The sequence below is a fragment of the Massilia sp. YIM B02769 genome, from assembly GCF_030411995.1.
Lineage (GTDB): Bacteria > Pseudomonadota > Gammaproteobacteria > Burkholderiales > Burkholderiaceae_D > Telluria.
Genome location: NZ_JASNRC010000010.1, coordinates 105,225 through 124,736 on the forward strand (window position 1 = coordinate 105,225; position 19,512 = coordinate 124,736).

Here is a 19,512-nt window from a genome sequence, read left to right on the forward strand (position 1 = left end):
TTGAAAATGCTGGGAAGCCGGCAGCTCGCGGCGCTATACTGTACATAAGCACAGTGGCGTCTCGAGATGAACAGGGTTCTGGAAAACGAGTTTTATTACCTGGATAACTTCCAGGCCGTCCTGGACTGGATCGCGCAGCGCTACCCCGATTTGCTGACCGACGAAGAACAGGCCTTTATCGCAGCCTTCCCGGCGCTGCCGCAGCCGGCGCGCGCCCTGTTCGTGCGCATGGTCATGCGCAAGGGCGAGCTGTTCCGCGCCAGCAAACTGCGCTATGCCGAAATCGGCTGCCCGGTAGCGGCGGCCCAGCACCTGCTGCCCACCGGCTGGGTCTCGAGCGACCCCGAGCTCACGCTCGACGAACTGTTCGACCTGCTCTCGAAACCCGAACTCGTCCTCGCCTTTGGCGACCAGCTGCAGCACAAGAACGCGCGCAAGGCCGAGCAACTCGAAGCCCTGCGCGCCAGCTGCGGCGACAGCCGTGCCTTCTCCAGCTGGTTCGCCAACTGCGACGACCTTGCGCTGCGCATCCACGTCAAGCCCCTGTGCGACCGCCTGCGCCTGATCTTCTTCGGCAATTTGCGCCAGGACTGGACCGAATTCGTCCTGTCCGACCTCGGCCTGTTCCGCTACGAGCAGGTCGAATTCTCGCCGGCCTCGCGCGGTTTCCGCGAGCGCAGCGACATCGAGCACTACCTCGTCCTGCACGCTTGCCGCGCGCGCTTCGCCGACGGGCTGGAGCCGCTCGAGGACATCGTGCGCGACGTGCCGCAGCATGCCTTCCACAACGACTGGCTGGAAAGCCGGCGCGAAAAGCTGCTGTTCCAGATCGGCCAGCAGCACGAGAAGGGGAAGGACTGGACCGCGGCCCACGCCGTCTACACGCGCTGCCGCTTCCCCGGTGCGCGCAGCCGCGCCATCCGCGTGCTGGAAAAGGCCGAACGCTTCGACGAGGCCTGGGACCTGCTGCTGACAGCGCGGGAAGCGCCTGAAAACGACGCCGAGCGCCAGCACCTGCTGCGCATCGGCCCGCGCCTGGCGCGCCGCCTCGGCCATCCGAAGACCATCGCGCGCCGTCCCGACCCGGTCCGCCTCGATGTCTGCCTGCCCATGCCCTCGGGCGACTGGTGGGTCGAAGGCGTGGTGCGCGAACACCTGGCCGGCGAGGACGCGCCCGTGTTCTACGTCGAGAACATGCTGGCCAACGCCCTGTTCGGACTGCTGTGCTGGCGCGCGATCTTCGCCGCGATTCCCGGCGCCTTCTTCCACCCCTTCCACCGCGGCCCGGCCGATCTGTACAGCCCGGACTTCCACCAGCGCCGCGCGAACGAGTTCGCCGATTGCCTGGCCCAGCTCGACGATGGCCGCTACCGCGCCACCATCCTCGGGCACTTCGCGGAAAAAGCCGGCATCTCCTCGCCTTTCGTGTCCTGGGAATACCTCGATGCCGGCCTGCTCGAACTGGCGCTCGATTGCATCCCGGCCGCGCACCTGAAAAAGTGGTGCGAGCGCATCCTGGCCGACGTCAAGGAAAACCGCACCGGCTTCCCCGACCTGATCCAGTTCTGGCCGCATGAAAAGCGCTACAACATGATCGAAGTAAAGGGGCCGGGCGACCGCCTGCAGGACAACCAGCTGCGCTGGATCGAGTACTGCGCAACGCACGGCATGCCGGTTTCGGTGTGCTACCTGCAGTGGGAGCAGGCTGCTTGAGCGAGCCGGTGAAGTACACCGTGGCTGTGCGCGCCCTGTGCGAATTCACGGCCAAGCAGGGCGACCTCGATCTGCGCTTCACGCCCTCGCCCACGGCCCAGGAAGGCATCGCCGGTCACGCCGTGGTCACGGCGCGCCGCGGCGACGGCTACCGGACCGAAGTGTCCCTGTCGGGCGATTACGACCTGCTGCACGTGCGCGGCCGCGCCGACGGCTACAACGCGCGTGAAAGCCTGCTGGAAGAAATCAAGACCTACCGTGGCCAGCTCTCCTCGATGCCGGAGAATCACCGCCACCTGCACTGGGCCCAGGTGCGCGTGTACGGCCACCTGCTATGCGCCCAGCTTGGGCTCGACGGCGTCAACCTGGCATTGGTCTACTACGAGATCGGCAGCGGCCATGAAACAGTGCTGCGCGAAACCCGCAGCGCCGCCGAGCTGAAGGCGATCTTCGAGGACCAATGCCGCCGCTTCATCGCCTGGGCCGAACAGGAACTGCGCCACCGCGAGGCGCGCGATGCGGCCCTGGCCGCGCTGCGCTTTCCGCACGCCGCCTTCCGTCCCGGCCAGCGCCAGCTCGCCGAAACCGTCTTCAAGGCCAACAGCACGGGGCGCTGCCTGCTGGCCCAGGCGCCGACCGGCATCGGCAAGACCGTCGGCAGCCTGTTCCCGGTGCTGAAAGCCGCGCCAGCCCAGCGCATCGACAAGGTCTTCTTCCTGGCCGCGAAAACACCGGGGCGCCGGCTCGCCCTCGACGCCGCCGCCACGATCCGCTCCGCCGACGCCGCGCTGCCGCTGCGCGTGCTGGAACTGACCGCGCGCGACAAGGCCTGCGAGCATCCCGACAAGGCTTGCCAGGGCACGTCCTGCCCGCTGGCGAAGGGCTTCTACGACCGCCTGCCGGCCGCGCGCGCGGCAGCCCTGACAGTCCCGGTGCTGGACCGCCCCGCCCTGCGCGACCTCGGCCTGGCGCATGACGTCTGCCCCTACTACCTGGGGGGCGAAATGGCGCGCTGGAGCGACGTCATCGTGGGCGACTACAACTATTATTTCGACGGCGGCGCCATGCTCTACGCGCTGGCCCAGGAACAGGGCTGGCGCGCCAGCGTGCTGGTCGACGAAGCGCACAACATGGTGGCGCGGGCGCGCTCGATGTATTCGGCCGAACTCGATCGCGCGCTTCTTCGCATGGCGCGCGCCGCGGCGCCTTCCGAGATCGTGAAGAAGGCCTTGACCAAGGTGGCGCGTGCCTGGGGCGAGATGGATGCAGATGCGCCCGCCCCCTACCAGCTATTGGGCGCGCCGCCGGAAAAGCTGCTGTCGGCCCTGCAGAACGCCGCCAGCACCATTAACGACTACCTGGCCGAGCAGGCGGTGCCGCTCGACCCGGACCTGCAGCGTTTTCACTTCGATGCCCTGGGTTTCGGGCGCCTGGCCGAATCCTTCGGCGAGCATTCGCTGTGCGACGTGGCGCGTGACGGCAAGGACACCACGGTCTGCATCCGCAACGTGGTGCCGGCGCCCTTCCTCAAGCCGCGCTTCGAAGGCGCGCATTCGGTGACGCTGTTCTCGGCCACGCTCAGCCCCTGGCATTACTTCGCCGACCTGCTCGGCCTGCCCGGGAATACCGGCTGGGTCGACGTCGAATCGCCCTTCTCCGCCGGCCAGCTGGCCGTGCACATCGCCAGCCGCATCTCGACGCGCTACCAGCACCGCGCGGCGTCGCTGGCCCCGATCGCGCAGCTGATGGCCGGCCAGTATGCGCAGGCGCCCGGCAACTACCTGGCCTTTTTCAGCAGCTTCGATTACCTGGAGCAGGCCGCCGACCTGTTCACCCGGCTGCACCCGGATGTGCCGGTCTGGCGCCAGGAGCGGCGCATGAGCGAGGCCGAACGGGCGGCTTTTCTCGACCGCTTCCAGCCCGAGGGACGCGGCATCGGCTTCGCGGTGCTGGGCGGCTCCTTCGGCGAGGGCGTCGACCTGCCCGGCGCGCGCCTGATCGGGGCCTTCGTCGCGACCCTCGGCCTGCCCCAGCTGAATCCCGTCAACGAGCAGCTGCGCGCGCGCATGCAGGCGATGTTCGGCGCCGGCTACGACTACACCTATTTGTACCCCGGTTTGCAGAAGGTGGTGCAGGCGGCGGGACGCGTGATCCGCACCGAACAGGACCGCGGCGTGGTCTACCTGATCGACGACCGCTTCGGCCAGCCGGCCGTGCGCGCGCTGCTGCCGCGCTGGTGGCAAGTGAAGGTTGACAGCACTTAGGCTCAGCGCATCAGCTCCTTGAGCTTCGCGTACCCGCTGCGGCTGACCGGGATACGCTTGCCGTCCTTCAGCACCGCGCACCAGCTGTCCTTGGTCGGCGCCTCGATGCGCGCGATCGCGCCGAGGTTCACGATATACGAGCGGTGCACGCGCAGGAACAGCGCCGGGTCCAGTCCTTCCTCGAGTTCCGCCATGCGCCCGTTCTTCAAATGCGTCTTGCCGGCGGCGCTGATGGCGACGTAGTCGTCCTGGGCTTCGATCCAGTCGATGGCGGGCGTCGGCACCACGTGCACGCGCGCGCCGTCGCGGATCAGGACCCGTTCCAGGTAGCCGTTGCGCCTTGCAGCCTCCTGCACCACTGCCTGGACCTGCTCCGGCGCCGGTACGCGGCTGCGCACGGTGTCCAGGGCCTGGGCCAGGCGTTCGCGGCTGAAGGGCTTCAACAGGTAGTCGATGGCGCGCACCTCGAAGGCCTTCAGCGCGAACTGGTCGTAGGCGGTGACGAAGACATAGCGGGTGCCCGCAGCGATACCGGAATGCGCCAGCTCCACCACCTCGAAGCCGTCCAGCTTCGGCATCTGGATATCGAGGAAGACCAGGTCCGGCCGCAGCTCGCCGATCGCCTTCACCGCCTCGAAACCGTTGGCGCATTCGGCCACGATCTCGATGCCGGGGTGATCGCCCAGGAACTCGCGCAGCAGCGCCCGCGCCAGGTGTTCGTCGTCCACGATGATGACCCGCATCCTGCCCTCCTCAATCCGTATCCAGTGCATGCTGCGCCATGCCGGCGGCAGGCAGCGTCAGGTCGACGCAAAAACGCCCCGGCTCGCGCATCCAGTGGATGCCGGCCTCGTGCGCATAGGTCGCCGCCAGGCGCTGGCGCACGTTTGCCAGGCCAATGCCGCAGCCGGCCGCCGGCGGCGCCTCGTCCTCGTCCTTGTCCTTGTCCTCGTCGGCATCGTTCTCGACGCGGATGCGCAAGAGCGAACCGGCACGCCGCGCCACGATCTTCACCAGGCCGCCTTCGAGCCGGTTGCCGATGCCGTGCTTCACAGCGTTCTCCACCAGCGGCTGCAGGATCATCGGCGGCACCAGGCAGCCGGCCGCATCGTCGCCGACGTCGTCCTGGAACGCGAGACGCGGCCCGAAGCGCACCTGCTCCACCGCGAGGAAGGCGCGCACCAGCGCGATTTCCTGGGCCAGCGGGACCTTGCGCTGCGCGTCCATGCCGAGGCTGCGGCGGAAGAAGTCCGACAGCTGCAGGGTCATGCCGCGCGCCGCCAGCGGGTCGATCGAGGTCAGCGCGCTGATCGAATTCAGGCTGTTGAACAGGAAGTGCGGGTCGATCTGGGTGCGCAGCATGCGCAGTTCGGCTTCCTGGGCCGCCAGTTTCATCTCGAGTTCGCGCCGCTCGAGGCTGCGGGCGCGTTCGAATTCCAGCGCCAGGTACTGGCCCACCGCCGTCATCGCATACAGGATCACGCCGAGGCCGAACATCAGCGCGGCAAAGGGCCGCGTCACCACGACAAGTTGCAACCCGGGGCCGGCCGACACGCCGCGCAGCAGCTCGCCCCAGCCGCTGCCGGCCGCCGTCCACAGCAGGCTGGCGCAGACCGCGGTGCCCGCGAACACCGGCAGCACCGAGTGCAGGGGCCTGCTCGCCAGCGGGTAGGCGCGGCACAGGTAGTAGGACGAAAAGCCGCTGGCGCAGCCATACACCAGCGCCAGCGGCAAGGCGAACAGCAGGCTGGCGCCGATGCGCGCGCCGGTGGCGGCCACGATCAGGCCAGCCAGCAGCAGGCCAAGCAGCAGCCAGGCCGCCAGGTAGAGCGCGATGCCGCGCCGCGCATGCATCAGCCGGTCACCATCAGTTGCGTACCTCGACGCCGCCCATGATCGCGTAGCCGCGGATCACCAGGCGCTTGCCGCTGTGCGGCGGCGCCACGGTCTTCTCGTCGAAGCCGCCCATGATCGGCGTGCCCTGCAACACCACCGTCCAGTCGGGCGGGCACTTGATGGTGACGCCGCCCCAGAAGGCGAACACATTGATCACGGCTTCGCCGGACGCGATCGAGGCGCCGCGCATGTCGAGCACGCAGCCGCCCATCACGGCGGTGACTTCGCCGCCGCGGAAATCCTGGCTGTGCACGCGGCGGTCGAAGCCGCCGAGGATGGCGGTGACATCGATCTTCTGCGCGTCGTCGCCCGGCGCCACGCCCTCGCCCGGCTTGTCGTCGACCATGCCGTGCCTGAACAGGCGCTGTCCGGTCATGGCGCGGTAGACCAGCACGGCGCCGGCGCCGATCAGGAACAGCGGCCAGGCCATGCGCCAGGTGATGTAGATGACGCCGAGGCGGTTCAGGATCATCACCGTGCCGATGCCGATGCCGGCCAGGCCGATCAGGTAGCCGCTCGGGGTCGAGGTGTCGAGCAGCTTGGCGACGCCGGCGAAGATGAAGACCAGCGGCCAGAAGGCCACCGCATCGTGCAGGTCGAGGATGTCGAGGTTGTCGAGCAGGAACAGCAGGCCGACCACGATCACCATCAGCCCCAGCACCACCTGGCCCGTCATGCCGCGCTCGGCACGGCGCGCGGCGCGGCGCGCACGGCGTTCCTGGCGCCGCGCATCGCGCTCGCTGACACGCCCCTTGATGCCGCCTTCTTCGATGCCGTCCTTATACATGGTCCTTCTCCTTGTTCGATGCGAAGCGGCGCGCGATCACGGGCTCGAGCACCAGTTGCAGGCCCCACATCAGGATGAACAGCGGCCAACTGTTGCGGAAGGTCAGGCCCAGCAGGCCCTCGAAGACCGCGAACAGCCACAGGCCGATGAACACCGTCCACAGCCCGCTCGTGAACTCCCTGGCGCTCGGATAGCCGATGGTCTGGTTGACGCCGGCCACGACCAGCAGCAGCGGCCAATAATGCCACAGCGTCGCGATGTCGAGAACGTCCATGCGGTCGAGCAGGAAGGCGACGCCGACCGCGATCAGGACCAGTCCCCACATCATCTGCTTGCGCTGCCTGTAACTGTTTTCGGTACCCATGCCGTCCTCCGTGTTGTGATGCCTGCACGATAACCGGATGGACGGACGCGGGAAAGCGCCATTCGGCGAACGGCGGCGCGCGAGCGGTGAATGGCGAAGGGATCGGCGGGCTGCGCCGGATCGCGGTGAGCGGCGGGCCGGCGCGACGGTGGCGCAGACCAAGCGCATGGACGAAAAAAAGCCCGCCTCGAAGGGCGGGCCGGATGGCGTGATGCCTGCGGGCTGGCGTCAGGCGCCGGCGGACAGGTTCATCGCCGGCTGGTTCTTGACCTGGTTGCGGTACTTGGCGCTGGCTTCCGCCTTCTTGACGGCTTCGCGCGCGATGTTGGTGCGGCGGATTTCCAGGCGTTCCTGTTTGCCGCGGTGCTGGGCTTCATGCTTGTTGCCGATTTTCTTGGTCATGGCCTTCTCCTCTGTTAAAACGGTATGCGCAGTATCGGGCGCGGAGGCTAGGACCGCTGCTGCGCCATCTTCACGTCCGCCGGCATCAGCATTTCCCAACCGAGCTGGCGCCGGATTTCTTCGGGCGTCGGCGGCGGTTTCGGGTCGCGCGAACGCCGTTCGAGGTATTCGCGCACCAAATGCTTGGGTGGATTCGTGGTCGTTGCAGACATGGCGCCTCCGCTTGCACTGCATGCCGGCGCCCCATGGCGACGGCGTGGAATCTGGTGCCGATCCTCGAGGCGACCGGCTAACCTGTTGAGGTATTTGGCTGCCCGCAGAACTGAATCGCAGGCGCCTCACTCACACAGGTTCATCATAGCGAGGGCGTGGCCGGTTCACCGTTAGCTGCCGCACACTGCGCGGAAGAACTCGGCAATTAAGGCAGGTCTAAGTATTCGGCGCGGCCGCTGCGCGCGGGCATGAAAAAGGGGAGCCGCAGCTCCCCTCGCCTCTTCGCGCGAAGCGCGCGGTCAGAACTTGTAGCGCAGGTTCAGGTAGAACTGGCGCCCGCTCACGTCCAGCTTCTGCTGCTCTTCCTCGCTGTAGCGGTAGTAGGCGCGCTTCACATTGGTGAGGTTGGTCGCGCTGAACGACAGCGACAGCTGCTGCGTGAAGTTGTAGCTGGCGTTCAGGGCGAGCGTGGTCACCGGCGCGGCCATGGTCGGCGCGGTCGGCATGGTCACGCCGTTGATCACCGACAGGCCCTGGCTGTTCGCGGTCGGCGACGGCGCCGTGGTGCTGTTCACGTATTCGCCGCGGTAGTTCGCCACCAGGCGCGCCGATGCCTTGTCGTTCTCGAAGTACAGGCCCAGGTTGCCGGCCCATTCCGAGGCGCCCACCATCGGGCGGCCGTCGTCGACCTTGGTCTTGGCACGGCTGACGTTCGAGGTGAAGCCGAACGGGCTGCTGCCGAACGGCTGCTCGTAGGCCAGCTCGATGCCGGTGATCTTCGCGCCCTGCTGCGACGAGGTGTTGATGAAGAAGGTCTTCACCACCTGGTCGCGTGGGTCGGTCAGTTCGATGGTCGAGGTGCCGACGGTGCCGGTCTTCACGTAGCCGTCGATCTTCGAGTGGAACAGGCTGGCCGTCACGTTCGAGCGGCGCGCGAAGAACCAGGACCAGGAGATGTCGATGTTGTCCGAGGTGAGCGGACGCAGGTCCGGGTTCGGACCGGTCACGCGGCAGCCGTTGGCGTCGCAGCCCGGGGTGCCGAAGCCGCTGCCCAGCACGTTGTAGTTCTGGCGGCCGATGGTACGGCTGGCGCCGAAGCGGGCAATCATGTCCGGCGTGATCTCGTAGCGCAGGTTCAGGCTCGGCAGGAAGTTCTTGAACACCTTGTGAGTCGGCGTCTTGTAGTACATCGTGCCCGACAGCGGGTTGAAGGTCGTGCCGTCGTAGAAGGCCACCGCATCGCCGGCATCCGTGATCGCGCCGGGATAGGCGGCGCAGACCGTGGCCGGCTGGCCCGGTGCGCTGCGCAGGCAGGTGCGCGGGTTCGGGATCGGCGTGGCGATCTGGGCGTCGACCACGGTGCGCACGTAGCGCAGGCCGACGTTGCCCGACCACGGACCGTTTTCCAGGTTCGCCATCAGGTAGGCCGAACTCTGGCGCTCGCGCATGTCGATTTCCGAACTGACGCGGCGCTCGAAGGCCTCGCTGGTTTCCTTGGTGTTGGCCGCGATGTAGGCCTTCAGCGCTTCCGGCGAATAGGTGAAGCCGGTGTTGTCCCAGCCCGAGCCGCCGAGGCCGCTGCCGAAGTTGCCCGGATACGGCTGCCAGCCATCAAGCGGCGTCGCGGTCGACTGGATGATCTTGCCGGTGGCATCGTAGGTGACGGTCAATGGCGTACGGAAGGCCGGACCCCAGCGGCGGCTGTCGCGCTTGTGGTCGGCATGGCGCAGGCCCATTTCCAGCGACTGCACCCAGGCGTTGTTCAGCTTGTACTCGGCATCGACCTGGCCGCTCGACTCCTTGTCAGTGGTCTTCACGCCCGAGGCGGTGCGGCCGACGATCATGTAGCCGCTGCCGTCCGGGTTGATGCCGGGCTGGTTGCTGCCGGCGCCCTGGTACTGGACATACGGCGCCTCGTGCAGGCCGCCGAGCGCGTAGGACACGCCGGTGCCGTAGCGGGCAAAGGTGGTGCCCTGGTCGAGGTCGGTCTTGCCGACGCCGCGCGTGGTCGAGAACAGGCCCTTCACGGTCAGGTCCGGGGTCACGCGGTATTTCGCGTCGAGGTCGATGAAGGAACTGGTGGCCTGGGCGCCGTCGCGGTAGAAGCCTTCCGAGTTGCCGACGTACTGGGGCGTGGTGCCGTCCGGGAAGACGATGTCGGCGGACTTCAGGATCTTCAGGTCGTGGCCGTACATGGTGCGTTCGGTGACGATCACCGGGTTGCGGATCTGGGCATACACGCGCTGGCCGTTCGACGAGGTGTTCGGCGAGCTGGCGGTGGTGCCGCCCAGCGCTTCGCCTTTACCCATCAGCATCGAGTAGATGGCGCCCGAGGTCAGGCGGCCATTGTTGTTCGCGTTCATCTGCGAATGGAAGCCGGTCAGGGTCACGTCGAGATCGGCGTTCGGCTTGAACTGCATCGACAGCATGCCGCCCTTGCGGTCGCGCACGGATTCGACGAACTCCGAGCTCATCGAACCCGGCAGGCGCACGCCGTTCAGGTCGGCGGCCGTGTAGCCGGTGCCGGCCAGCGAGGCGTCGGTGATGCCGAGCATGGTGGCGGTATTGATCTCGCCCCAGCCGCTGCTGGTGCCGTAGGCAAAGCGCGACACCGAATCGCGGCGCACGTAGCGCTTCTGGGCAAAGCCCTGGGCGATGATGCCGAAGGTGTTCGCTTCGTTCTTCCAGTTGACCGAGACGTCGGCGTCGGGCGCGGTCTTGTCCGGCAACTGGGCATAGCTGGCGCCGATGCTGGCCACGCCCGACAGGCGTTCCTTCTGGGCCAAGGGTTTACGCGTGGTGACGTTGATGGTGCCGGCCAGGCCGCCGTCGACGATGTTGGCATACGAGGTCTTGTAGACCAGGGCCTGGTTCAGGACCGAGGACGGCATCAGCGACAGGCTGGTCGAGCGCGAGCTCGAGCCCTGGTCGCCCACGTACCAGTCGCCGCCGGACACGGTATGGCCGTTGAACAGGATGAGGGACATGTCGGGGTTGGTGCCGCGCATCGACACCTTTTCCGCTTCATCGTAGTCGGTGCGCACGGCCACGCCGGCCAGGCGCTGCAGCGAGTCGGCCAGGTTGCGGTCGGGCATCTTGCCGACGTCTTCCGCCGTGATGACCTCGACGTTGCCGGTGGCGTTCTTCTTGACGGCGAGCGACTTGGCCATCGAGGCACGGATACCGGTGACCTCGACGGTCTGCATCGGCGCTTGCGCCTCGCTGTCCTGGGCCAGGGCCGGTAGTGCCGCCAGGCCGAACAGTGCGGTCGATACGGCCGCTGCGAGCGGCTTCTGCTTGAACATGTTCTCTCTCCTGATATAAATATTGTGTCCTGCGGCAGCGATACTTCTCTGCCATACTGAAAGTATTAGCTATAAGCAAATAACTTGGACAATCACTTGTCATCCTCCTGTCATAACTTGAAGGAATGTACAGACCGTCTGCAACCGCCGGTTATGGCCGGGCGACGAATAATCATTGTCAAACTGACTCGGCGCGCGTTAGCGTTGGCGTTTCGATTCTCGGAATTCATTGCCCATGCGCTCACTCCCCCTGCTTCTCGCCGGCGCCGTGCTTGCCGGCTGCGCCACGCCGCCCGCGTCGACCACCGCCCAGGCGCCCGCCGCCCCGGTGGCGCTCGAGACCATCCTGCAAAAACCGATTTACCGGATGAGCCCAGTGGAAGCCGGCCGCTACGTGGCCTGGCAGCATGCGGCCGAGCCCGACCTGCGCAAGCGCATCGCGGCGATCGGCCGCAAGAACATCGGCCAGCCCTATATCCTGAATCTGCTGGGCGAATTCCCGTTTGAGGTACACGACAACCTGCCGCTGTTCAGCCTGGACCACAGCGATTGCGTGGTATTTGCGGAACACACCTATGCGATGGCGCTCTCGCGTTCGTGGGAAGAGTTTTTCTGGATGCTGCAGCGCATCCGCTACAAGGACGGCGTGATCGGCGTGGCCACGCGTAACCACTACACCGAGCTGGACTGGAACGTCTCGAACCGCTGGCTGCTCACCGACATCAGCGCCGAACTGGCCGGCGCCAACGGCCCAGGCTACGACATGCGCGTCGACCGCGCCCGTTTCCTCAGGACCCGTCACAACACCGTGCGCGACATCCCGGTGGAAACCAGCCGCCAGGCTTTCGTGCCGAAGGACGCGGTGGCGGGCATCGCAGCGCAACTGCAGGAAGGCGACTTCGTCAACGTGATCTCGACCCGCGACGGCGAGCACTGGGCCTCGCACGTGGGCCTGGTGGTGCTGGGGCCGGACGGCGAACGCCACTTCCTGCACTCCTCGGAACCGCAGGTGCGCGAGGAAACCTTCGCGTCCTACATCGCGCGCGCCGCCGAGCGTGAAGCGAAGAATGCGCGCGAGGGGAAGAACGGCCAGCGCCTGGCCGGCTTCAAGTTCCTGCGCCTGAACGACAACATCGTGGTGCCGCCGATGGCGCCGCAACCGCGCCCGGGAAGCTGAACCCGGCCCGGCAGCCTGCCGCCAGGCGGCGGGCTGCCCATTTTTCTTCCCCACCGGCGCGGTCCCTCCGCGCCCATGGTCTTGCCGGTCCGGCGACACCCATCAGCCTTCCGGCATGATCTCCCTAGACAATTCCAACAAGAAATCTATCGCACAAAATCTCGCGATATATTTCCTATTTCCATTTCTTATATTTAACGACAGTCGTTTTTCATTTTAATTCGCAATTCGTGGTTGAGCAGGGTCAAACTCAGCATTCCAAGGCGGTCCGATAATAAACTTACTCAGCGGCGATGAGTCTAATTCTCGCTCATTGATTTAATTAATAGCGGAAATATTGCTGAGTACGTTAATTCTTCATCAGTTGGCACTGGATTATCCGCTTTCCCGCAAACCATTTGACCGCGATTACCATGTCGACCCCGTCCACGAATATCCTGAGCCAGTTTTGCGCCCGCATGGTATCGCTGCATCGGACCACGAAAATCGCTTTCATGGTGGCGATCGACCTCCTTGCCCTTCCTCTATGTTTTCTTATCGCCCTGCTGCTGCGGGGCGACATGCGCCTGGCGGCGCATTACGGCCCCGCCTCCTATATATTGGTGGCGCTGGTCACCATTGCCGCTTTCTCGATGTCCGATTTGTATCGGGCCGTGATCCGTTTTATCGACCAGCGCTTATTAAGCGCCACCGGTTTTGCGCTCGGCATTGCCGTATTGTGCGCCTATGTCGTGCTGTTTGCCATTAACGATGCGGTATTTCCCCGCAGTGCATTGGCAATCTACTGGTTTATCGTTTTTTCCTATGTCGTTACCTCGCGTATCGGCATGCGCAATTTCCTGCGCAATCATGCGGAAAACCGTCCGACCTCGGATGCGGTTGCGATCTACGGCGCCGGCGAGCCCGGTGCGCGCCTGGCGCAAACCATGCGCAACAGCGACGAATACCGTCCGGTCTGCTTTTTCGACGACAAGCGCGCCCTGAACGACCGCACGATCGCCGGCCTGCGCGTGTTCCACACGGACCGGCTGGCCGACATGGTCACCGCCCACGGCATCCGCACCGTCGTCATCGCCGTGCCCGCCATGCCGGCGGAACGCCTGCGCGAGATCATGCAGCGCCTGGCCCTGGCCGGCGTCACCACCAAGATCCTCAGCCGCCTGGTCGATTTGGCCGACGACCGGGTGCGTCCACGCGACTCGATCCGCGAGCTGAAGTTCGAAGACCTGCTCGGCCGCCCGCCCGTGCCGCCACGTCTCGACCTGTTCGCCCGCTGCGTGCGCGGCAAGACCGTGCTCGTCACTGGCGCCGGCGGCTCCATCGGCGGCGAGCTGTGCCGACAGATCGTCACCCTCGGCCCGTCCCGCCTGCACCTGCTCGACCACTCCGAATACGCGCTGTACACCGTGCGCCAGGAACTCAGTACCCGCTTCCCCGACCTGCGCATCGACGCCCACCTCGGCTCGGTCTGCAACGCCGATTTGGTCGAACGCATCCTCGGCGACAGCCACATCGACACCGTCTACCACGCCGCCGCCTACAAGCACGTGCCCCTGGTCGAGGCCAACATCGTCGAAGGCCTGCGCAACAACGTGCTCGGCGCCCAGGTCGTGGCGGGCGCCTGCGCCCGCCACAACGTCGAAACCTGCGTGCTCATTTCCAGCGACAAGGCGGTGCGCCCGACCAACATCATGGGCGCCAGCAAGCGCATCGCCGAACTGATCTTCCAGGCGGCGGCCGCGCGCGGCAGCCAGACCACCTTCTGCATGGTCCGCTTCGGCAACGTGCTCGGTTCCTCGGGCTCGGTGATCCCCCTGTTCCAGCGCCAGATCGCCAAAGGCGGCCCGCTGACCATCACCCACCCCGAGGTGTCGCGCTACTTCATGCTGATTCCGGAAGCCGCCCAGCTGGTCATCCAGGCCGGCGCCATGGCCAAGGGCGGCGACGTCTTCGTGCTCGACATGGGCGAACCGGTACGCATCGTCGACCTGGCGCGCACCATGATCGCCATGACCGGCCTCACCGAGAAATCGCCGCAGAACCCGAACGGCGACATCGAGATCAAGTTCGTCGGCCTGTTCGCCGGCGAAAAGCTGCACGAGGAACTGCTCACCGACGGCACCGTCTTCCCCAGCGAGCATCCGCGCATCATGCGCATGAAGGAAAACGCGCTGCGCCCCAGCGTGCTGGAAACCTGCATCACCTGCCTGATGATGGCCTGCGAAACCCACGAGCGCGCCATGATCGAATCGATGGTCAAGGCCATCGTCAGCGAATACACGCCGCAGCTGCCCGTGACCAGCCCGCCGCCGGTGCTCGAGCCGGCCCGACTCAGCCTGATCAACAAATTCGTGCCCTTCCGCATCTAGCGGCGCGGCATCCGTTTTCCTTTTTTTACCCTGACGTTACCCTGAATGGCGAGGATACCCATGCGCGACGAACATCAATCGGCCCACCTGCAACAGCTTACCGCCAGACTGCGCGACCGCACCGCCGTCATCGGCATCATCGGACTCGGCTACAAGGTATTGAAGTGGCCCTTGAGGTCGACGGTCGGCTCGTCGGTCGCACTGACAGGCGGACGCGGGTCGAAGGGCACGCTGAGGATGGGCGGGCTGTGGGTCACGTGGGCCAGGGAATGGCTGTCGGCGGGTTTGGTCATGGTTGTTCTCCGAATGTTCACCAATATGCGCGGACAGTCATCAAGGACGGGTGCTGACGCCGACCGCATTGGTCAGCGCGCCCGGGAACAGCAAGCTGAGGTGGCGGTTCCAGTTGGCCAGCGGCGACGCCGCCACGTAGACCACGTCTTTCGGGCGCAGCTCGAAGGACTCGGCCATGGCCAGCGACCCCGTGACGCGGGCGTCGAGCTGGAACACGCGGGTGCGCCCCGGGGTCTTGCGCACCACGTAGATCTGGCGCGCGTCGCCGCTCAGGGGACTGACGCCGCCGGTTTCACCGAGCGCCTCGTTGAGGGTGAGGCGGCCGTTGTGCATGGTGAGGGCGCGCGGCGTGACGACCTCGCCCGACACGAAGACCTTGCTTTCGTCGCGCGAATGCACGCGCACCACGTCGCCCGGCGCCAGCATCACGTTGCCGGGGTTGATGCCCTTCTGGACCAGCTCGCGCAGGTTGATGGCGTAGCGGGCGTCGCCGCGTTCGAGCGCGATGCGGCTCTGGTCGGCCGTGGGCAGCAGGCCGCCGGCGCGGTTCAGCGCCTCGACCAGGGTCATGGGAATGTCGTTGATCGCCTGCAGGCCGGGCGACTTGACCTCGCCGTCGATGTAGACGCGCTTGCTGCGGTAGGCCTGCACGCGCAGCGTGATGTTGGGATTGGCGATGTACTTGGCGATCTTTTGCGTCAGCAGAGCGCGCGCCCCGTCTTCGGTCAGGCCTTCCACCGGCAGCAGGCCGGCGAAAGGAAACTGGATGCGGCCCTGGTGGTCGACCACGAAGCCGGGCTGCTGCGCGTTCGCGGTGGCGCCGGCGACGGCCACGGCCGCATCCGCCGAGGCGGTGGCGGCGGTCATGCCGCCGGCGGCCAGCTCGGGATGGTCCCAGACCACGATCGAGAGGATGTCGCCGCGGCCGATGGTATAAGGCGGCGGATGGGCCACCAGCAGCTTCGACAAATCCTGGTTGCCGCGCGCGGCGGCGGCCTGCTGCTCGGCCTCGATCAATTGCTCGGTGATCAGCTCGGTCGGCGGCGCATCGGCGTTGCCGGTCTCGGAACGGAATTGCGGGCCTCCGGTACAGCCGGCGAGGACGAATGCAAACGCGGACGCACAGCCTGCGACAAAAATGCGCAGACGCAAAATTTCTGTTGGTAAATTCATGAGCTTGCCTATGAAAATGAAGCGCCTTGTCAGGCTGACCAAGTCAGCGTAAGGCGTCCGTCACAGGCAGCTTTGCTGCATATCAAACGGCAGGCTCAGGTAACGCGCGCGGGCCCCGGGCGGGGCGTCATTGCTTGCGCATGCGGGGATGGCGCCCTCAGCGCACCTCTTCGAGCAGCTTCAGGGTCTCGGCAAAGGTCCAGATGCGGCGGATCTCGATCACGTCGAAACGCGCCGCCACGTTCGGCGGAAACGCGGCATAGCGCGCATTCAGGTGGATGATGCGGCGCACCGCTTCGTCGGTCTCGGCGCGCCCGCTCGAACGCAGGATGACGACGTCGTCGATGCTGCCGTCGCTGCGCACCGCCACGCTGACCAGGGGATCGTAGCGGGCCGGCGCAGCGGAGACGCGCATCTGGATCTGCGCGGCGGTGCGCTCGATCTTCTGGCGGAAGCTTTCCACGTACATGCGTACAGGCACGTCGCGTTCGTTGGAAGCGACCGCGATCCGGCGCGCGTCCCTGGCACGCAAGGCCGGCGGCTGCTCGACGGGGATATCGATGCCGCGCATCATCTCGCGCGCACGCAGGGCCAGGTCGCTGCCGAGCATGCCGCGCGGAACGGTTCCGGCGCCGCCGCTGCCATTGCCGCGGCCCGGTCCGGCGGCGAGTCCGGCATCCATGCCGGAATCCAGTCCGCCGGCGCCCGGCGCAGGCGCGCGTTCGGCGAGCGCTGTCCTTTCGGCTTCGCGGCGCGCAATCTCCTGGGCACGCTGGCGCTCGGCCTGTTGCTGCATTTGTTGCTGCAGCTGTTCCTGCATCTTTTGCTGCGCCAGCTGTTCGGCGCGGCGGCGTGCCGCTTCTTCTTCGCTTTGCTGCCGGGCCTGCTCGGCCAGGCGGCGCCCGGCCTCGGCCTCGGCCTCGCGCTGGCGCTCCAGGGCGAGCCGCAGCGCTTCTTCCTCGGCGGCGCGGCGTGCCTGGGCCGACTGGGCCGCTTCGCGCGCACGCTGCTCGTCTTCCAGACGTTGCCGGGCCTGCTGCCGGGCCAGGATGCGTTCTCGCTCCAGCACTTCCTCGCGCTGCCGTGCCAGCGCACGTTCGCGCTGCATTGCCTCCTCGCGTTGCTGCGCCAGGGCACGTTCGCGTTGCTCCGCCTCGCGCTGCTGGTCGAGCATGCGCTGTTGCTCGGCCACGCGCTCCTGCTCGGCCAGGGCCTGGGCCGCCGCCTCCTGTTGCCGCTGCCGGGCAAGCTGGCGCTCGCGCGCCTGCGCCGCGTCCCGCTCGCGCTCGCGCTGCGCCAGGCTTTGCTCTTCCGCCAGGCGCTGTTCTTCCGCCAGCCGCCGCATTTCGTCGGCGTGCCGGCGCTGCGTCTCTATCTGGCGAGCACGTTCGTCTTCGATCCGGCGCTGCTCGGCGGCAAGCAGGGCCTCCTGCTCGGCAGCCAGGCGCGCAGCGGCCAGGCGCTCCTCTTCCTCGCGCGCCAGCCGCTCCGCACGCTCGGCGGCGAGCCGTTTCTCTTCCTGCTCCAGCGCCATGGCTTCGGCTGCCGCATCCGCCGCATCGGCCAGCGCCGGCGCTTCGGGGGCAGCCTCAGGCTCGGCCTGCGCCGGCGCGGGCGGCTCCTCGGGCGCTTCGGGAACCATCTCGGGTGGCGGCAGCCTGAAAGCGGAAGCCGGATCGTCCAGCTGGGCAATGACCGGCGTTTCGAGCGCAGGCCGGGTGGGCGGCTTGCGCAGGGGGCGCCGCCGCTTGGCCAGCTGGGGCGCGGGCCTGGCCGGCGCCGGCGGCGGCGCGATCGGCACCGGATCGCGCAGCTGGAAGCCGGGCGCTGGCGGCCGCGGCGTGGGCGAAGCAGCGGCTAAAGCCGGTGGCAAGGGCGCCGCTTCCGGTGCAGGCAGGGCCGGAGGCGCCGGCACGGGCTCCCCGGCCGGCGGCAATGGCGGTAAAGGCGGTAAAGGCGGCAGGGGCTGCGCAGCCTGCGGCGGCGCCAGCACGACCGTGATCGGCCCGCCGCTGCCCGCCTGCATGCCCGGCACGCCGAACTGGATCGCCAGGATCAGCGCATGCACGAGCAGCGACAGCGCCAGGCCGGCCAGCATGCGGCGGTTGACGCGATCGGAAGCGTGGCGTGCGGCGGCGGCGTGGGGCATGCGCAAGGGCGGTATGGATGAGTTCACAGCTTAACGTTTACTTAAGGAACACTGCGCACGCTAGCATTCGCGAAATACGTGGACGATACTAAAGGCAAGTAGCGACGAAGGGAGGAACTGCATGCACCCAGGTTTCATTTTCGCAACAGGTATCGAGAACAGCAATCCCACCATCAACGGCGGCCGCACCCGGATGGACGAGCTCGAGAAATGCGGCCACTACCGGCACTGGAAGCTCGACTTCGACCTGGTACAGGAACTCGGCCTGCGCGTGCTGCGCTACGGCCCTCCCCTGCACCGCTGCTACCTCGGCCCCGAGCGCTACGACTGGGAATTCGCCGACCTGACCTTCAACGATTTGCGGCGCCGGAACATCGCCCCGATCGTCGACCTCTGCCACTTCGGTGTGCCCGACTGGATCGGCAACTTCCAGAATCCCGATTTCCCGGAACTGTTCGCGGCCTATGCCGGCGCCTTTGCGCGCCGCTACCCCTGGGTGCAGATGTACACGCCGATCAACGAGATGTGGATCTGCGCGGTCTTCTCGACGCTGTACGGCTGGTGGAACGAGCAGATGCGCACCGATGCCGCCTTCGTCACCGCCATCAAGCACGTGGTCAAGGCCAACATCCTGGCCATGCATGCGATCCTGAAGGTACGGCCCGACGCCCTGTTCATCCAGAGCGAATCGACCGAATACTTCCACGCCGAAGCGCCCGACGCCATCGGCCCGGCCGAACTCAACAATGCACGCCGCTTCCTGGCGCTCGACCTGAACTATGGCCGCCGCGTCGATTCCGAGATGTACGAGTACCTGCTGGACAATGGCATGTCGCGCGAGGAATACCACTTCTTCCTCCAGCACAACCTGAAGCACCACTGCATCATGGGGAACGACTATTACCAGACCAACGAACATTATGTCTCGGCCGACGGCATGACGCGCGCGGCCGGCGAGATCTTCGGCTATGCGGTCATCACCCACCAGTACTACAACCGCTACCGCCTGCCGGTGATGCACACGGAGACCAACCTGTGCCAGGGTCCGGCCGGCGACGAGGCCGTGTACTGGCTGAAGAAGGAATGGGCCAACGTGCTGCGCGTGCGGAACAATGGCGTGCCGCTGATCGGCTTCACCTGGTATTCGCTCACCGACCAGGTCGACTGGGATACGGCCCTGCGCGAAGACAATGGCAACGTGAACGCCCTCGGTTTGTTCGACCTCGACCGCAAGATCCGCCCGGTGGGTGTAGCCTACCGCGAACTCGTGCGCGCCTGGGAAACCGTGCTGCCGACCAAGAGCATCTGCCTGCAGGTGCCGGTGGTCATGCCCCACGAATACGACACCGAGCTGTCCACCATCGATCCGCAATCGCCGGTCGGCGGCAGCCTGCTCGGGAAATGAC

General features: G+C 66.5%; 15 protein-coding genes. 5 read left to right on the plus strand and 10 right to left on the minus strand.

Annotated features, from left to right (window positions below):
- The first annotated feature begins 66 nt into the window (after positions 1 to 66).
- Positions 67 to 1,713 carry a VRR-NUC domain-containing protein gene (locus QPK31_RS17245; RefSeq protein WP_290424134.1) on the plus strand — a complete coding sequence of 549 codons (1,647 nt, stop codon included), beginning with the start codon at positions 67 to 69 and terminating at the stop codon, positions 1,711 to 1,713.
- An 8-nt stretch (positions 1,714 to 1,721) separates the two neighbouring features.
- Positions 1,722 to 3,977: an ATP-dependent DNA helicase gene (locus tag QPK31_RS17250; RefSeq protein WP_290424299.1), complete on the plus strand. Its 2,256-nt coding sequence runs from the start codon at positions 1,722 to 1,724 to the stop codon at positions 3,975 to 3,977.
- Positions 3,978 to 3,979: 2 nt separating this feature from the next.
- Here the strand turns inward: QPK31_RS17250 and QPK31_RS17255 are convergent, their stop codons facing one another.
- The 7 genes from QPK31_RS17255 to QPK31_RS17285 form a co-directional block, all read right to left on the minus strand.
- Positions 3,980 to 4,720, minus strand: a complete 741-nt coding sequence (locus tag QPK31_RS17255) for a LytTR family DNA-binding domain-containing protein (protein ID WP_290424135.1) — start codon at positions 4,718 to 4,720, stop codon at positions 3,980 to 3,982.
- Positions 4,721 to 4,730: 10 nt separating this feature from the next.
- Positions 4,731 to 5,831 (minus strand): sensor histidine kinase, encoded by a 1,101-nt coding sequence (locus tag QPK31_RS17260; RefSeq protein WP_290424136.1) that lies wholly within the window; start codon positions 5,829 to 5,831, stop codon positions 4,731 to 4,733.
- 13 nt (positions 5,832 to 5,844) lie between these two features.
- On the minus strand, positions 5,845 to 6,660 hold the full coding sequence (locus tag QPK31_RS17265; RefSeq protein ID WP_290424137.1) for a LiaI-LiaF-like domain-containing protein: 816 nt from the start codon (positions 6,658 to 6,660) through the stop codon (positions 5,845 to 5,847).
- A complete protein-coding gene (locus tag QPK31_RS17270) occupies positions 6,653 to 7,024 on the minus strand; it encodes a LiaI-LiaF-like domain-containing protein (RefSeq protein WP_290424138.1) in 372 nt (123 codons plus the stop codon). The genes QPK31_RS17265 and QPK31_RS17270 overlap by 8 nt, the downstream gene beginning before the upstream one ends.
- A 228-nt stretch (positions 7,025 to 7,252) precedes the next feature.
- Complete coding sequence (locus tag QPK31_RS17275; RefSeq protein WP_290424139.1) at positions 7,253 to 7,426, minus strand: hypothetical protein; 174 nt, start codon at positions 7,424 to 7,426, stop codon at positions 7,253 to 7,255.
- 47 nt (positions 7,427 to 7,473) lie between these two features.
- The gene (locus QPK31_RS17280) at positions 7,474 to 7,638 is read right to left on the minus strand and encodes a hypothetical protein (RefSeq protein ID WP_290424140.1); all 165 of its coding nucleotides are present in this window, start codon (positions 7,636 to 7,638) and stop codon (positions 7,474 to 7,476) included.
- Between the two features lie 300 nt (positions 7,639 to 7,938).
- Positions 7,939 to 10,944 carry a TonB-dependent receptor gene (locus QPK31_RS17285; protein ID WP_290424141.1) on the minus strand — a complete coding sequence of 1,002 codons (3,006 nt, stop codon included), beginning with the start codon at positions 10,942 to 10,944 and terminating at the stop codon, positions 7,939 to 7,941.
- A gap of 235 nt (positions 10,945 to 11,179) precedes the next feature.
- Here QPK31_RS17285 and QPK31_RS17290 point away from each other — a divergent pair, with 235 nt between their 5' ends.
- Together QPK31_RS17290 and QPK31_RS17295 are read left to right on the plus strand one after the other, a co-directional pair.
- Complete coding sequence (locus QPK31_RS17290; protein ID WP_290424142.1) at positions 11,180 to 12,121, plus strand: N-acetylmuramoyl-L-alanine amidase-like domain-containing protein; 942 nt, start codon at positions 11,180 to 11,182, stop codon at positions 12,119 to 12,121.
- Between the two features lie 398 nt (positions 12,122 to 12,519).
- Complete coding sequence (locus tag QPK31_RS17295) at positions 12,520 to 14,490, plus strand: nucleoside-diphosphate sugar epimerase/dehydratase (RefSeq protein WP_290424143.1); 1,971 nt, start codon at positions 12,520 to 12,522, stop codon at positions 14,488 to 14,490.
- A gap of 149 nt (positions 14,491 to 14,639) precedes the next feature.
- Here the strand turns inward: QPK31_RS17295 and QPK31_RS17300 are convergent, their stop codons facing one another.
- The 3 genes from QPK31_RS17300 to QPK31_RS17310 all read right to left on the minus strand — a co-directional run bounded on the left by QPK31_RS17300 (position 14,640) and on the right by QPK31_RS17310 (position 18,106).
- Positions 14,640 to 14,783, minus strand: coding sequence for a hypothetical protein (locus QPK31_RS17300; RefSeq protein WP_290424144.1), 144 nt, complete (start codon positions 14,781 to 14,783; stop codon positions 14,640 to 14,642).
- A 40-nt stretch (positions 14,784 to 14,823) separates the two neighbouring features.
- On the minus strand, positions 14,824 to 15,957 hold the full coding sequence (locus tag QPK31_RS17305; protein ID WP_290424145.1) for a polysaccharide biosynthesis/export family protein: 1,134 nt from the start codon (positions 15,955 to 15,957) through the stop codon (positions 14,824 to 14,826).
- A gap of 157 nt (positions 15,958 to 16,114) precedes the next feature.
- Positions 16,115 to 18,106: a TonB C-terminal domain-containing protein gene (locus tag QPK31_RS17310; protein WP_290424146.1), complete on the minus strand. Its 1,992-nt coding sequence runs from the start codon at positions 18,104 to 18,106 to the stop codon at positions 16,115 to 16,117.
- Positions 18,107 to 18,227: 121 nt separating this feature from the next.
- Here QPK31_RS17310 and QPK31_RS17315 point away from each other — a divergent pair, with 121 nt between their 5' ends.
- The gene (locus tag QPK31_RS17315) at positions 18,228 to 19,511 is read left to right on the plus strand and encodes a family 1 glycosylhydrolase (protein ID WP_290424147.1); all 1,284 of its coding nucleotides are present in this window, start codon (positions 18,228 to 18,230) and stop codon (positions 19,509 to 19,511) included.
- Position 19,512: the final 1 nt, after the last annotated feature.

What these genes read in the sequence shown, in the direction of transcription:
- QPK31_RS17245 (WP_290424134.1), top strand. Translation starts at nt 67, where the DNA reads ATGAACAGGGTTCTGGAAAACGAGTTTTATTACCTGGATAACTTCCAG.
- QPK31_RS17255 (WP_290424135.1), bottom strand. Translation starts at nt 4,720, where the DNA reads ATGCGGGTCATCATCGTGGACGACGAACACCTGGCGCGGGCGCTGCTG.
- QPK31_RS17260 (WP_290424136.1), bottom strand. Translation starts at nt 5,831, where the DNA reads ATGCATGCGCGGCGCGGCATCGCGCTCTACCTGGCGGCCTGGCTGCTG.
- QPK31_RS17265 (WP_290424137.1), bottom strand. Translation starts at nt 6,660, where the DNA reads ATGTATAAGGACGGCATCGAAGAAGGCGGCATCAAGGGGCGTGTCAGC.
- QPK31_RS17270 (WP_290424138.1), bottom strand. Translation starts at nt 7,024, where the DNA reads ATGGGTACCGAAAACAGTTACAGGCAGCGCAAGCAGATGATGTGGGGA.
- QPK31_RS17275 (WP_290424139.1), bottom strand. Translation starts at nt 7,426, where the DNA reads ATGACCAAGAAAATCGGCAACAAGCATGAAGCCCAGCACCGCGGCAAA.
- QPK31_RS17280 (WP_290424140.1), bottom strand. Translation starts at nt 7,638, where the DNA reads ATGTCTGCAACGACCACGAATCCACCCAAGCATTTGGTGCGCGAATAC.
- QPK31_RS17285 (WP_290424141.1), bottom strand. Translation starts at nt 10,944, where the DNA reads ATGTTCAAGCAGAAGCCGCTCGCAGCGGCCGTATCGACCGCACTGTTC.
- QPK31_RS17290 (WP_290424142.1), top strand. Translation starts at nt 11,180, where the DNA reads ATGCGCTCACTCCCCCTGCTTCTCGCCGGCGCCGTGCTTGCCGGCTGC.
- QPK31_RS17300 (WP_290424144.1), bottom strand. Translation starts at nt 14,783, where the DNA reads ATGACCAAACCCGCCGACAGCCATTCCCTGGCCCACGTGACCCACAGC.
- QPK31_RS17305 (WP_290424145.1), bottom strand. Translation starts at nt 15,957, where the DNA reads ATGAATTTACCAACAGAAATTTTGCGTCTGCGCATTTTTGTCGCAGGC.
- QPK31_RS17310 (WP_290424146.1), bottom strand. Translation starts at nt 18,106, where the DNA reads ATGCCCCACGCCGCCGCCGCACGCCACGCTTCCGATCGCGTCAACCGC.
- QPK31_RS17315 (WP_290424147.1), top strand. Translation starts at nt 18,228, where the DNA reads ATGCACCCAGGTTTCATTTTCGCAACAGGTATCGAGAACAGCAATCCC.